This is a genomic window from Streptomyces sp. NPDC005898, from assembly GCF_040629635.1.
Taxonomy (GTDB): domain Bacteria; phylum Actinomycetota; class Actinomycetes; order Streptomycetales; family Streptomycetaceae; genus Streptomyces.
In genome coordinates, this window is record NZ_JBEXWC010000006.1 from 275,747 (window position 1) to 289,717 (window position 13,971).

Annotated in this window: 10 protein-coding genes and 1 pseudogene; 6 read left to right on the plus strand and 5 right to left on the minus strand. The window is 74.1% G+C overall.

Annotated features, from left to right (window positions below; genetic code table 11):
* Position 1: 1 nt before the first annotated feature.
* The gene (locus ABZ385_RS11630; RefSeq protein ID WP_358911079.1) at positions 2-727 is read left to right on the plus strand and encodes a helix-turn-helix domain-containing protein; all 726 of its coding nucleotides are present in this window, start codon (positions 2-4) and stop codon (positions 725-727) included.
* Here ABZ385_RS11630 and ABZ385_RS11635 read toward each other — a convergent pair.
* The 3 genes from ABZ385_RS11635 to ABZ385_RS11645 all read right to left on the minus strand — a co-directional run bounded on the left by ABZ385_RS11635 (position 710) and on the right by ABZ385_RS11645 (position 5,104).
* The gene (locus ABZ385_RS11635; RefSeq protein WP_358588763.1) at positions 710-1,141 is read right to left on the minus strand and encodes a VOC family protein; all 432 of its coding nucleotides are present in this window, start codon (positions 1,139-1,141) and stop codon (positions 710-712) included. The two genes, ABZ385_RS11630 and ABZ385_RS11635, sit on opposite strands and share 18 nt — an antisense overlap.
* An 83-nt stretch (positions 1,142-1,224) precedes the next feature.
* Positions 1,225-1,947 carry a hypothetical protein gene (locus ABZ385_RS11640; RefSeq protein ID WP_358588761.1) on the minus strand — a complete coding sequence of 241 codons (723 nt, stop codon included), beginning with the start codon at positions 1,945-1,947 and terminating at the stop codon, positions 1,225-1,227.
* A 274-nt stretch (positions 1,948-2,221) separates the two neighbouring features.
* Positions 2,222-5,104, minus strand: coding sequence for a glycoside hydrolase family 2 TIM barrel-domain containing protein (locus tag ABZ385_RS11645; RefSeq protein WP_358911081.1), 2,883 nt, complete (start codon positions 5,102-5,104; stop codon positions 2,222-2,224).
* Positions 5,105-5,289: 185 nt separating this feature from the next.
* On the opposite strand from ABZ385_RS11645, the gene ABZ385_RS11650 reads away from it, so the two are divergent.
* A complete protein-coding gene (locus ABZ385_RS11650) occupies positions 5,290-5,982 on the plus strand; it encodes a pyridoxamine 5'-phosphate oxidase family protein (RefSeq protein ID WP_358588755.1) in 693 nt (230 codons plus the stop codon).
* A gap of 242 nt (positions 5,983-6,224) precedes the next feature.
* Positions 6,225-8,792, plus strand: a complete 2,568-nt coding sequence (locus tag ABZ385_RS11655; RefSeq protein ID WP_358911083.1) for a polysaccharide lyase family 8 super-sandwich domain-containing protein — start codon at positions 6,225-6,227, stop codon at positions 8,790-8,792.
* A gap of 33 nt (positions 8,793-8,825) precedes the next feature.
* Here the strand turns inward: ABZ385_RS11655 and ABZ385_RS11660 are convergent, their stop codons facing one another.
* On the minus strand, positions 8,826-9,050 hold the full coding sequence (locus ABZ385_RS11660) for a ferredoxin (protein ID WP_358699916.1): 225 nt from the start codon (positions 9,048-9,050) through the stop codon (positions 8,826-8,828).
* 11 nt (positions 9,051-9,061) lie between these two features.
* Positions 9,062-10,288 carry a cytochrome P450 gene (locus tag ABZ385_RS11665; RefSeq protein WP_358911084.1) on the minus strand — a complete coding sequence of 409 codons (1,227 nt, stop codon included), beginning with the start codon at positions 10,286-10,288 and terminating at the stop codon, positions 9,062-9,064.
* 127 nt (positions 10,289-10,415) lie between these two features.
* Between ABZ385_RS11665 and ABZ385_RS11670 the strand changes: the two are divergent.
* The 3 genes and pseudogenes from ABZ385_RS11670 to ABZ385_RS11680 form a co-directional block, all read left to right on the plus strand.
* Positions 10,416-10,532 (plus strand): annotated as a pseudogene (locus tag ABZ385_RS11670) (RimJ/RimL family protein N-acetyltransferase); the annotation flags it as partial.
* Between the two features lie 346 nt (positions 10,533-10,878).
* The gene (gene rsgA / locus ABZ385_RS11675; RefSeq protein ID WP_358700843.1) at positions 10,879-11,946 is read left to right on the plus strand and encodes a ribosome small subunit-dependent GTPase A; all 1,068 of its coding nucleotides are present in this window, start codon (positions 10,879-10,881) and stop codon (positions 11,944-11,946) included.
* A 348-nt stretch (positions 11,947-12,294) separates the two neighbouring features.
* On the plus strand, positions 12,295-13,725 hold the full coding sequence (locus tag ABZ385_RS11680) for an AlkA N-terminal domain-containing protein (protein WP_358911158.1): 1,431 nt from the start codon (positions 12,295-12,297) through the stop codon (positions 13,723-13,725).
* Positions 13,726-13,971 lie beyond the last annotated feature (246 nt).

Below are 13,971 nucleotides of genomic sequence, written 5' to 3' on the forward strand. Positions count from 1 at the left end.
AATGACGCACGGCACCGGCGCCCAGGGGGAGTACCGCGAACGACCCTCCCGGCTGCCCGACGCGGCCATGTGGACCCGTACGCCCGCGCCCGGCCCCGGCGCCACCCGCCCCGTACTGCCCGACGGCTGCATGGACCTGCTGTGGACCGAGGGCAGGCTGTTCGTCGCGGGCCCCGACACCCGCGCGCACCTCCCGGGCGCCGCCGGGACCGCGGGACGCCACGTGGGCATCCGCTTCCACCCCGGCACCGCCCCCGCCATCCTGGGCGTACCCGCCCACGAACTGCGCGACAGACGGGTGGACTTGGCGGACCTGTGGACCGCTACACGGGTGCGCCGCCTGACGGCGCGGGTGGACAGCGCGCGCGATCCGGTGGCCGCCCTGGAGGACCTCGCCCTGGACCGCGCCGCCGACACCGGACCGCCCGACCCCTTCCTCGCCGAGGTCGTCCGCCTCTTGGACGCGGGCCGATCGGTCGCCGCGACGGCGGCGGCCCTCGGGGTCGACGCCCGCCGGCTGCACCGCCGCTCACTGCCCGCGTTCGGCTACGGCCCCAAGACGCTGGCCCGGATGCTGCGGCTCCAGCGGGCCCTCGCGCTGGCCCGCACCGGACTGCCGTACGCGGCCACCGCCACCGCCGCGGGCTTCGCCGACCAGGCGCATCTCGCCCGCGACGTCAAGGAGTTGACGGGCCGCTCATTGACCGCGCTACTCGGCGCTCCCTGAGCGCCCGGCGGCCGCCGCGGGTGCGAAGAGGTCCACGCCGTTGCCGTCCGGGTCGAGCACCACCGCGTAGCGCTGCCCCCAGGGCGCGTCGAACGGCGCCAGCTCGCTCCGGTAGCCGCAGCCCGTCAGCTCCGCGTACGAGGCGTCGACACCCTCGGGACTCCCGCAGTGGAAGGCGAGCCCGATCCGCCCCCCGCCGGTGGGCGGGCGCCACCCGGGGTGGAAGGAGCGGATGGTCTCCTCCGTGTCGAAGGCGAGGCGCAGGCCTCCCGGAAGCTCCGCCTCGACGTGCGGCGCGCTCTGCACACCCTCCGCGAACGAGAGGCCGAGCCGGCGGTAGAAGGCGAGCGAGGCGGCCATGTCGGAGACGACGAGGCCGATCAGATCGAATCGTGGAACGGGTGTGCTGTTCATGTCCGCGAGCGTATGTGCCATCCGGACGACCGGTCTTGAAGGAATCGGACAGGTCCGTCCCACAGTCCGGACCCGCCAGGCCTTCAGTCGATGAGCCCGGTCAGGACCTTCAGCTCCGCCAGGTAGTCCCGTACGTCCAGGGGTTTCTTCGCCACCGCCCGCGCCGGCGCGTCCGCCGTGTCGGGGTCGGTGAACACGTCCGTGTAGCGCCGCCGCCCCGCGCCCGTCTCCAGGAACAGCGTCACCGCCGTCGCCGCCGACGCGCACCACGCCCGGTGCAGGGTGTACGACGGCAGGGCGTACCCGCTCCCCGCCGCGTACAGCGCGCTCTGCGTCAGCCGCAGCCGCCCCCGCCCGACGGGTTCGAGCAGCCAGTCGCCCCCCTTGTCCGCGAGGGCCTCCCGGTACCGCTCGGCGGACCGCCCGCCCTCGCCGTCCCCGACCGGCTCGTACACCTCCATGCCGAGCGCGCCCCGCACCACGTGCGAGGCGAGCGGGGAGCGGTGGTTGTGCACGTCCTCCCGGGCGCTCGCCCCCGGATGCCACACATGGACGCGCAACCGGTGCCGGGGCCCGCCGTCGATCAGCAGCAGCTTGTCGAAGCCGAGGACGTGGCGGTACGACAGGAGCGCACACCCCGCGGGGTCGCCGACGCCCGCCGCCAGCTCCGTCACCAGCGGCAGCAGCCGCTCCGGCGCGCCCAGTTCGGCCACGACCGCGCGGGCGGCCCGCACCAGGTCGCCCTCCGCCTCCCCCTCCCCGGAGCCGGCCAGGGCCTCCTCCAGCAGCCTTTTGGCCTTGTGCACGTGCCGAACTCCCACAGCACCCTCTCCCTCATCCGGGCGCGTCCGCGCCGGTCCCGGGGTTCAGGTACCCGGCTGATACATCCATACGGCATGGGCCCGCAGCGCCGAAAGGCCCTGAAAGGTCATCCACAGAGGCAGGACCTCTTGGCGCCAGGAGTCCACGGGGTGCGGGCGGCGCACCTCTTCCTGGGTGTTGGTCAGGTCCACGCACGCCTCGTGCAGCGGCTGCGGTCAGGAGAGCAGCCGGCGCACGCCGTCCTCGCGGGCCGCCGGTCTAGGGCATGTTTCCCCGGGTCACGGCGGTGGAGAAGGTGACGTCCAACCGCGTGGGCCGGGCGTGCAGTTGGTAGGGGGGCAGGGGGCCGGGGCCGCAGGACCCCGTGCCGATGCCGTGCTGGCCGATGTCGAGATTGACCCACACGGTCCGGCCCGGGACGAGGTCCGCGCGGTGCCGGGCGGCGTCGAGTTCCTCGGTGGTCCAGCGGCGCGCGGTGAGCCACGGCCGGTGACCGGAGTCGATCCGCAGACCGCCGATCCGCGCCCAGCGGACGTCCGGGCGGGCGCCGTTCTCCTGGGGCCGCACGTACGGCGTCTGCAGCGCGTCGACGTCGGCCTCCCACAGGCCCGTCATCGAGGCGGCCCGGGTGTCGGGGTAGGCCTCACCGGGCCCGCCGCCGAACCAGCGGACGGGGCCGCGCGCGCCGGGCAGCCCGAAACGGATGCCGAGCCGCGGCAGCGGCACCGTCCACTCGCCCTCCGGTTCCACTTCGAGGGCGAGCAGCAGCCGGGCCCCGTCCGACTGCCAGCGGTACACCGCCCGCAGGCCCAGGTCGCTCGCGGCGGGCGCCACCCGGGTCCGTACGGTCAGGGCGTCCCCGCTCGGCTCGACGGCGTCCAGGCGGTGCTGCATCCGATGGAGGCCGAGCTGTCGCCACCGCGTGGCCAGGGAGGGTTCGGGGCGCCAAGGCATGCCGTTGTCGTTGTCGGTGGGCGCCCGCCACACGTCCAGACGCAGGTCCGCGATCCGCAGATCGCCGAGGGCCAGCAGCGCCCCCCGGTCGTCGAAGACGGCGGGGCCGAGGGTGGTCCGCCGGCCCTCGCGCACCGGGCTCGCGCCGCGCGCCGCCGGGCGGACGGCACCCGCCTCGTGGGGCAGTTGGGCCCAGGCGACCACATGGCCGCGCTCCGCCCACGCCGTGTCGGCGGCGAGCACCGCCCGCACTGTCCAGCCCGTCTCGGCCTCCGGGGCGTGCGGCGGGGCCGGGGGCAGCTGCGCCTCGGCGTGCTCGCCGGGTCCGAGCGCGGGCACGGCGAGCGGGCCGTCGGCGACGCGCACGCCGTCCGCCTCGTAGGACCAGGTGAAGGAGAGGTGGCCGAGCGTCGCGAAGTCGTGCAGGTTGGTGATGCGGACGACTCCCGCGTGGCCGTCGCCGTCGATGCGGACCGGTTCGATCACCTTCTTGTACTCGAGGAGGCCCGGGGACGGCGTGCGGTCGGGCAGGACGAGCCCGTCGCAGACGAAGTTGCCGTCGTGCGGCTCCTCGCCGAAGTCCCCGCCGTAGGCGTACTCGTACGCGGGGTGCGCGATGCCGTGGTCGATCCACTCCCAGACGAAGCCGCCCTGGAGCCGCTCATAGCTCTCGAACAGCCGCTGGTACTCGGTGAGTCCGCCGGGACCGTTGCCCATCGCGTGCGCGTACTCGCACAGGACGAAGGGGAGCCGGCGCCGGGCCTCGGGTCCCTCGTCCTCGCCGCGGCCGATGAGTTCGACCTCGGCGTGGTCGGCGTACATCCGGGAGTACAGGTCGGTGTCCGCGCAGGAACGGTCGCCCTCGTAGTGCAGGAGGCGGCTGTCGTCCCGGGCGCGGATCCACTCGGCCATGGCGGTCAGGCCCCGCCCGGTGCCGCATTCGTTGCCCAGCGACCAGACGACGACCGAGGGGTGGTTCTTGTCCCGCTCGACCATGCGGGCCGCGCGGTCCAGGAGCGCGGGCGTCCAGCGGTCGTCGTCGACGGGGTTGCCGCGCCGGCCCACCGCCTGGAAGCCGTGGGTCTCCAGGTCGCACTCGTCGACGACCCACAGGCCCAGCTCGTCGCAGAGGTCCAGGAAGGCCGGGTGGGGCGGGTAGTGGCTGGTGCGGACGGCGTTGATGTTGTGCCGCTTCATCAGCAGGACGTCCGCGCGCATCGTGTCGGCGTCGAGGGCGCGGCCCGTCTCCGGGTGGAACTCGTGGCGGTTCACGCCGCGGAAGAGGAGCGGGCGGCCGTTGACCTTGATGAGCCCGTCCTCGACGGCGACCGTACGGAAGCCGATCCGCAGCGGGACGCGCTCGCCCGCCGTGGCGAGGACCCCGTCGTAGAGCCTCGGTGTCTCGGCGGTCCACGGCTCGACGGGCACGGTGGCGCTCTCGCCGGTCGCCATGTCGACGCCCAGTTCGGGGACGGTGACGCGGCCTCGGACGTCCGCGTCGACCCGCAGGGTGCCCGTCCCCGCGCGGTGGTCGTAGGCCGCGTGGACGAAGTGGTCGCCCGCGCTGCCCTCGGGGCGGTGCAGCAGCGTCACGTCGCGGAAGACGCCCGGCAGCCACCACTGGTCCTGGTCCTCCAGGTACGAGCCGGCGGACCACTGGTGGACGCGGACCGCGAGGACGTTGCGGCCGGGGCGCAGCAGCGGGCCCACGTCGAACTCATGGGGCAGCCGCGAGCCCTTGAAGTCGCCCAGCCCCGTGCCGTTGAGCCAGACGCGGGCGCAGGACTCCACGCCGTCGAAGCGGAGCACCGTCGTGCCTGCCGCGGGCCAGTCGCCGGGCAGGTCGAAGACGCGCAGGTGGTCGCCGGTGGGGTTGTCCGTCGGCACCCGCGGCGGGTCCACCGGGAAGGGGTAGAGCTGGTTGGTGTAGTGCGGCGTGCCGTGCCCCTGGAGCACCCAGTGGCCGGGGACCGCGATCTCGCCCCAGGCCCCCCTGCCGTCGGTGTCGGCGTCGTAGCCGTCGGCGGCGAAGGCGTCGTCCTCGGCGTCGGCGGTGGGGGAGAGGCGGAAGCGCCAGTTGCCGTTGAGGCAGAGGGCGCGGGCGTCCGACGTGGCGTACCACGCGCGGGGCGGGAGGCAGCCGGTGCCGGGGGACACGTCGTCGTGGGGGAGAGCGATGCGAACCATGCCTTCCATCAGACCGCGCCGGGGCCGGGGCCGACCATCGTTTCGGAGCGGGAGTCGATGGACTTTGCGGGCGTCACTTGGACGGAAGGGTCACGGAGTACGGATATCGCGGAAGTAAGCCTACGCGGGAACTGAATCCGTCGACGTATGGCAACTGCGTCGCGATATCGGTAACTTGTCGCCGTGTGAACAGACCATCCCAGCCGTCCGCGCTGGCCCCGGAACTGCCCGTGACCGACCGCACCCGCCACCGCCGCCTGCGCGAACAGGGCAGCCTGGCGCGCGCCGACCTCGAGGCGATCCTGGACGCCGGTTTCGTCTGCCACCTCGGCGTCGTCGTCGACGGCCACCCGATGGTCGTGCCCACGGTCTACGGCCGCGACGACACGCACCTCTTCCTGCACGGCTCCGTCGCCAGCCGCAGCCTGGCCGCCGACCCCGGGGCGCCGGTCTGCGTCACCGTCACCCACATCGACGGGCTGGTCCTCGCCCGGTCGGTGTTCGAGCACGGCGTCAACTACCGCAGCGCGATGATTCACGGCGTCCCGCGCAAGGTGACCGACCCCGAGGAGAAACTGCGCGGCCTGCGCCTGCTCACCGAGCACGCCACGCCCGGCCAGTGGGACTACGCCCGCCGCCCCAGCCGCAAGGAGCTGGCCGCGACCACGCTGCTCGCGCTCTCCCTGGCCGAGGCCTCCGTCAAGACGGCCGTCGGACCGCCGGAGGACGGGCAGGGACCGGACGCCGCGCTCGGCGTCTGGGCGGGCAACCTCCCCCTGACGGCCACCTGGGGCGAGCCCGTCGCCGACCCCCTGCTCCCCGCCGGGATCACGCCCCCGCCCCACATCGCCGCACGCGCCGGCACCCGGCAGGGGTGAGCGAGCGATCGCCTCACGGCGGTTGCGGCGTCGCGCAGCTGTGTGCGCGTGCCGAGCGGCGTGCGCGCGGGGGGAAACGCGGGGGAGAGGGGAGCGCCACGCCCGAACCGCACCGCGTCAAGATCACAAGGACGCTGTGGACGCCGTCCGGCGCGTCGGCGCGCGGACCCTTGTCGCCGGTGGGGGCATCTGCTTGACTCCGCCCGCCTGAACGCCCCCTCACACCCCCGGCGGAGGCCGCCATGGAGATCACCCGCAGACACCTGCTGTCCGCCCTGTCGGCCGCCGGACTCCTGGCGGTGGTCCCCGCGGGCCGCGCGGACGCCGCCGCGGTGGCGGAGGGACGCGCCCTGCTGATCGCCAACACGGTGGCCGTCCTCGCGGGGACCGCCGCCTCCAACGCCCGGCCGGAGACGGCGGCGAAGCTCGCCGCCGTCGACCGGACGGCGCGGGCGAACCTCGCGGCGATGGACGGCGCCGGCGAGGGCGAGCTGTTCGCCGGCCTGCCGCTCGGCACCGACGAAGCCAACCTCGACACGGCCTACCGCCGGCTGTACGAGATCGCCCTCGCCACCCGCGCGCCCGGCCCGTCCGCGCTGTACGGCGACAGCGCCGTGCAGCGCCGGGTGATCGACGGCCTGGCCTGGCTGCACGAGCACCACTACGGCGACCAGACCAAGGGCTACTACGGCAACTGGTTCCACTGGGAGATCGGCATCTCCCAGCACGTGAGCCGGACCCTGGTGCTGCTCGCCGACGAAGTGCGCGCCCACCGCCCCTCCCTCGTGCCCACCTACGTCGCCTCGATGGACGCCTACCTGCGCAACGGCACCGACGGCGACGTGAACCTCGACTCCCGCTTCCACACCGGCGCCAACCTCGCCGACATCACCACCAACCGCGTCCTCCAGGGCGCCCTCCTCGACGAAGGCGGCGACGCCCGCGTCCGCAAGGCGCTCACCGACCAGCTGACGGTGTTCCTCACCGTCGACCCCTACCGGCCGCGCCACGGGATGACGGACGGCCACTACGCGGACGGCTCGTTCCTCCAGCACGCCTCCGTCGCCTACACCGGCTCGTACGGCAAAGGCCTGCTCACCCGCGTCGTGCAGACCCTCAAGATCCTCGATGGCACCGGCTTCGCGCACGGCGGGGAACTGCTGCCGACCGTCCACGGCTGGGTGAAGGACGGCTTCGCCCCGCTGATCTTCGAGGGCTGGATGATGGAGATCGTCAAGGGCCGGGCCGTGGCACGCACCGACACCGGATACGCCGACGTGGCGGTGGTCGTGGAGGCCGTCGTCGACCTCGCCTTCCTGGCGGCCCGCGCCGGGACCGGCGCCCTGGAGCGGGCGGCCGACGCGCTGAAGAGCTACGTCAAGCACATCGCGGCCACCTCGCGCGCGCCCCTCGACCCGGCCCGGTTCGTCTCCCCGGTCAGCATCGTGCGCCACGCCGACATCATCGCCGACCCCGCCGTGCGCCCCGCCGACCTCAACCCCGCCGAACGCAGCGTCGCCTTCAACGCCATGGACCGCACGGTGCACCGCAGGCCCGGCTACGCCTTCGCCCTCGCGCGCAGCTCCGAGCGGATCAGCAAGTACGAGTACATGAACGGCGAGAACCTCATGCCGTGGTTCCAGGGCGACGGCGCGCACCACCTCTACCTCTCCGGCCAGGACCAGACCCAGGCGTACGGCGTCGACTACTACACCACCGTCCCGCCCCACGGCCTCGCGGGCGTCACCGCCCCCGTGGAACAGCGGCGCACCGTACCGGAGCTGTACGGCAAGGCCTTCTACGACAACCCCGGGCACCCGCTGCACTTCACCGCGTCCTCCGAGTCGCAGAACAAGTACGTCTACTTCCCGCGCGGCACGAACGCCCACTCCGGCGGCGCCGTCCTCGGGGCGTACGGCACCGCGAGCATGGTGCAGTCCAGTGACGCGGCCCACCGCGACCGCGCCCTGCTCCCGGACGACTTCGTGGTGTACCGGAACGCGACGGCGACCAAGTCGTGGTTCCTGCTGGACGACGAGATCGTGGTGCTCGCCGCGGGGGTCGGCGACGCCGGGGGACGGGCCGTGACCACGACCGTCGACGCCCGCACCGCCGCCCCCGACGACCTGACCTCCCTCACCGGCGTGCGCCGTGACGGCCGCGCCTGGTCCGGCCCCGGCACCGCCGACCTGAAGTGGCTGCGGTACGCCAACGCCACCCAGGGCACCGCCGTCGGCTATGTCTTCCTCGACACCCCGCCGGTGCGGGTGAGCCTGGACCGGGTCACCCGCAGCCGCCGCCTCGTGCGCACCGCCAACGCCGATACGCGGGTGACCCGCTCCGTCCTCGGTGTGTGCCTCGACACGCCCGCCGGGACCGGGCCGGCCCGCCTGGCGTACGCCCTCGTGCCGAACGCCACCGAGGACCGGCTGCGCGCCCACACCCGGCGCGGCCCGCTCAGGGTCCTCGCCAACTCGATCCGGCTGCAGGCCCTCTCCCACACCGGCCTCGGCCTGACCGCCGTCAACACCTTCACGTCCGGACGGCACGAGGCCGCGCGCGTGCGTGTCGACGGCCCCGCCTCGGTCATCGTGCGCCGCGAGGCACGCCCCGGGCGGGGCGTCACCGTCGCGGTGTCCGACCCGACGACGGGCCGGGACACCATCACCGTCCTCCTCCGGGGGCGCGGCCTGCGCAAGGTCGCCGCGGACCCGGGCGTACGGGTGAGCCGGGCCCCCGGCGGCACACGGATCGACGTCGACACGCACCACGCGTACGGCAGGAGCTTCACGGTCACCCTGCGTACCTGAACTCCCGTTGCAGTGGCGGAGTGTGACGCTCGCTCAGTCCTCGGCGACTCCCGGTGCGGTGATCGCCCGCACCGGGCACGCCCGAACGGCCTCGCGCACCATCGGGTCGCCGCCGCCGTCCTCGCGGCCCGGGAGCACCTGGCTGAAGCCGTCGTCGTCCTGCGTGAAGACGCTTGGCGCGGTGAGCGCGCACATGCCCGCGCCCACGCACCGGTCCGTGTCGATCCGTATCGCCCTGTCCGCCGCGCCCTGTGTCATGCGGCCAACTCCTACCATGTGACGGGCAGTTCGAGCATGCCCTGGATCGTGTCACCCGGTTTGAAGGGGATGTCCTCGGCGGGCGCGGCGAGACGCAGGCCCGGCAGCCGCCCGAAGAGGGAGGACAGGGCGATCTCGATCTCCGCACGGGCGAGGTTCTGGCCCAGGCACTGGTGGACGCCGAACCCGAAGGCCAGGTGGTGCGGGGTGGCGCGGCGCCAGTCCAGCTCCTCCGGTGCCTCGAAGGCCGCGTCGTCGCGGTTGATGAGGGAGGTGGAGAAGACGACGCCGTCACCGGCGCGCAGGGTGTTGCCCGCGATCTCGATGTCCTCCTTCACCACCCGCAGCAGCCCGTCCGCGATGGACAGATAGCGCAGCAGCTCCTCGACGACGGCGGGCGGCAGCCGCTCCTCGCGGCCGATCCCCGCCTTCAGCTCGGTGAGCCGCTCGGGATGCCGGAGCAGGGTGAACGTACCGAGGGAGAGCATGTTCGCCGTGGTCTCGTGCCCCGCGACCAGCAGGATCGTGGCGAAGCTGACCAACTCCTCGGGGGTCACCGCGCCCTTCGCGAGCTGCCGGTGGATCAGCTCGTCCAGGAGGCCGTCGCCCGGATTCGCGCGCTTGCGGTCGATCAACCGGTGGAAGTAGGCGTCGAGTTCGTCCCGCGCCGCCTCGGTGTCCTCGGCCCGCGGGCCGCGCAGCAGCCGCCGTGACCGCTCCTCGAAGAAGTCGTGGTCGGCGTAGGGCACCCCGAGCAGGGCGCAGATCACGATGGACGGCAGCGGCAGCGCGAACGCCTCCACCAGCTCGGCGGGCGGCCCCTGCGCCTCCATGGCGTCCAGGAGCCGGTCGACGGTCTCCTGGATCGCCGGACGCAGGGCGGCGACGCGCTTGACCGAGAAGCTCGGGATCAGCATCCGGCGCTGGGTGTTGTGCCGCGGGTCGTCCACGCCGAGCAGGGCGACGCTGCGGTTGCGGACGCGGGCGAAGCGTTCGGTGGGCGCGGGGAAGTCGGGGTGGGTGCGGTCGGCGGACAGCCGCGGGTCGGCGAGCAGTTCGCGGGCCACCGCGTGCCCGGTCACCGCCCACACCTCACGGCCGTCGAAGAGGGCGACGCGGGCGAGCGGCCGGGCCTCGCGCAGGGGCGCGTAGGCGGTGGGCGGGTGGTAGGGGCAGGTGCGGTCCTGGGGGAAGTCGATGGGCGCGGTCCGCCGCATCGGTTCGGCCGGTTTCGTCATGGATATACCTCGCAAGCGCGGATGTTCCCGTTACCTGCCCCCAGTGGATGCCTGGGGCATCTATTTCGTACACCACACAACCGGCCAGATCGTCGGGGCCCTTGATCTGTCCGGAATCGAGCCCTTCCGGGAGGACGACCTCTACCGGGGCGTCCGGCAGGACACCGAGATCTGGGCGGTGCTCGCCCCCGAGTGGCGGGCCGCGCGGCAGGACCGGGGCGACGGGTCTGGCCCCGGCGATTAAATGGTTGGCGCCCCGAGAGGCGGGCGATCTAAGCTGCGTCTCGTTCCTCGGCGGCCGGAGTCCCGGCCGCCGGTATCGGCCCAACAGAACCAGGAGGTGTGACCGATGGCTGTCGTCGAGACGGGCGTTGCCCACATCAGGAAGTACGTCAACTCCACCTCCGTGGCCACCGGCTGACCGACCGTCATTTCGCCGCGCGTCTCTTGCCGCGCGCGCCGGGGCCACCCCTGTGAAGGGTCACCCCTTGTCTTTCTCCTCTCTGCCGTTCTCCTCCGCGCTGGGTTCCTCCCCGTCCTCCACGGGTTCGTCCCCCTCTCCCGCGGGTCCGCCCTCCGCCGCCCACCCCCTGGCCCCCTACGGCTGGGACGCGGGCTGGGAGGCCGAGTTCGCGCCCTACGCGGCCCAGGGGCTGCTGCCCGGCCGGGTCGTGCGCGTGGACCGCGGGCAGTGCGACATCGTCACCGCCGACGGGACCGTGCGCGCCGACACCGAGTTCGTCACGCCCCGCGACCCGCTGAAGGTCATCTGCACCGGTGACTGGGCCGCCGTCGACCCGGACGGCGGCGACCCCCGCTACGTACGCGCGTATCTGCCACGGCGTACGTCCTTCGTGCGCTCCACCTCGTCCAAGCGGTCCGAGGGGCAGATCCTCGCCGCCAACGTCGACCACTCGATCATCGCGGTCCCGCTCTCCGTCGAGCTGGACCTCGGCCGCATCGAGCGGTTCCTCGCCCTCGGCTGGGAGTCGGGCGGGCAGCCGGTCGTCGTGCTCACCAAGACGGACCTCGTGCCGGACGACGCCACGCTCGCCCACCTGGTCGAGGACGTGGAGACCGCCGCCCCCGGCGTACAGGTGCTGACGGTCAGCGCCACGACCGGCGTCGGCGTCGACATCCTCGCCGCGGTCGTCTCCGGGGGCACCTCGGTGCTGCTCGGCCAGTCCGGCGCGGGCAAGTCCACGCTGGCCAACGCGCTCGCCGGGGCCGACCTCATGGCGGTCCGGGCGATCCGTGACGTCGACGGGAAGGGCCGCCACACCACGACGACCCGCAACCTCCTGCCGCTGCCCGGCGGCGGGGTCCTCATCGACACGCCGGGGCTGCGCGGCGTCGGCCTGTGGGACGCCGAGACGGGCGTCGGGCAGGTCTTCTCCGAGATCGAGGAGCTGGCGGAGAACTGCCGGTTCCACGACTGCGCCCACGGCGCGGAGCCCGGCTGCGCGGTGCTCGCCGCCGTCGCGGACGGCGCGCTTCCCGAACGCCGTCTCGACAGCTACCGCAAGCTGATCCGCGAGAACCAGCGCATCGTCGCCAAGACGGACGTCCGGGCCCGCGCGGAGCTGCGCCGCGTGTGGCGGCTGCGGCACGCGGAGGGCCGCGCGGCCCTGGACGTGAAGCGGGGGCGCCTCCGGTAGCGGCCGCGCCGGGGCGGTGCCGTTCGGGCTCCGTCGAGGCGCGGGGAGCCGCGGCGTGGGTGCCGTGAGCGCTCGCGCCGGGCGGGGCCTAGCGGGGCGTGCCCGGGGCAGGTCGGGGGCTGCCCCAGGGCTGCCCGGTCCGCACAGCCCGGCGGGCTCGCCCGGGGCCTGCCTTGGGCCTGTCCGGTCCGCACTGCCCGGCGCGCCTCGCCCGGGGCCCGCCAGGTCCGCGCCGGGGGCCCACGGCCCCGCGGACCAGGCGCACACGACCCGGAACCGGCCCCCGGAAGTTCCGTGTCCGAATCCCGCCAGCCTGCCGCGGTGCCAGGACCCACACTGGGAGGCGTGATCGATGAGGAGACGGGATACGAGGCCGTGCGCAGCCGGGACGCCCGCTTCGACGGCGCGTTCTTCTTCGCCGTCGAGACGACCGGCATCTACTGCCGCCCCAGCTGCCCCGCCGTCACCCCCAAACGGCGCAACGTCCGCTTCTACCCCACGGCCGCCGCCGCCCAGACCTCCGGCTTCCGCGCCTGCCGCCGCTGCCGGCCGGACGCCGCCCCGGGCTCGGCCGAGTGGAACGTCCGCGCCGACGTCGTGGGCCGCGCCATGCGCATGATCGGTGACGGCGTCGTCGACCGTGAGGGCGTGCCCGGGCTCGCCGGGCGCCTCGGCTACAGCGCCCGGCAGGTGCAGCGCCAGCTCACCGCCGAGCTGGGCGCGGGCCCCGTCGCACTGGCCCGCGCGCAGCGGGCGCACACCGCCCGCGTCCTGTTGCAGACCACGGATCTGCCCGTCACGGAGATCGCGTTCGCCGCCGGGTTCGCGAGCGTGCGGCAGTTCAACGACACCGTCAAGGCCGTGTACGCGCTCACCCCGACCGCCCTGCGGGCCGCCGCCCCGCAGCGCGGCACGGCGCGGGCCACCCCCGCCGCCGGCATCCCCCTGCGCCTCGCCCACCGCGGCCCCTACCAGGCGGCGCCGGTCTTCGACCTGCTCGCGGACCAGGCGGTCCCCGGCATCGAGGAAGTCACCGGCGAGCGCGGCACCCGCACCTACCGGCGTACGCTCCGCCTGCCCCACGGGACGGCCATCGTGGCCGTCGAAGAGGCCTTCTCCCGGGCCGCCGGCACGGGTGGCGCGAGTGCGGGGGCCGTACACCGCGGCGGCTGGCTCGACGCCCGCCTGCACCTCACCGACCTGCGCGACCTCACCACCGCCGTACAGCGGCTGCGCCGCCTGTTCGACCTGGACGCCGACCCGTACGCAGTGGACGACCGGCTGGCCCGCGACCCCCGCCTCGCCCCGCTCGTCGCCGCCCGGCCCGGGCTGCGCTCGCCGGGCGCGGCCGACCCGGAGGAGTTCGCGGTGCGCGCGCTCGTGGGACGGCCCGGCGCCGAGCGGCTCGTGGAGCGGTACGGCAAGACGCTGGACGCCGCGTGCGGGCGCCTCACCCACGTCTTCCCCGCCCCCGCCGACCTGGCCGCCGAACCCGGCCCGCTCGGCGCGCTGGCGACGGCGCTCGCGGACGGCGCGCTGCGCGTGGACGCGGGAGCCGACCGGGACGACGCCGAGGCGGCGCTGCTCGCCCTGCCCGGCATCGACGCGCGCACCGCCGCCCTCATCAGAATGCGGGCGCTGGGCGACCCCGACGTACCCCTGCCCGGCGAGCCGGAACCGTCCCTCGACGACTGGCGCCCCTGGCGCTCCTATGCCACGCATCACCTCAGAGTGCGGGATGCGGGGGATTCCGCCTTTTCAGGCCGCACCAGCCGATGAACGCCCCGCCGGAGACACGATCGACGGCGCCGAGGAAGTGGTCCGGTGACGTTGAGATGCGGCTTCCAGGGATCTTGTGCTGTCCGCTCGCAACTCCTAGCATCCATGGCGTTCGAAGGTTCGGTTTACGTTCGAAGTATCGAACACGAGCCGGACGAAGCGGTTTTCGCATGGTGTACGTGCGGGGCATGACGGCACCCGCATGATCCGTCCCCGTAAGACGCTCCCCACACGCCGAATGCCCGA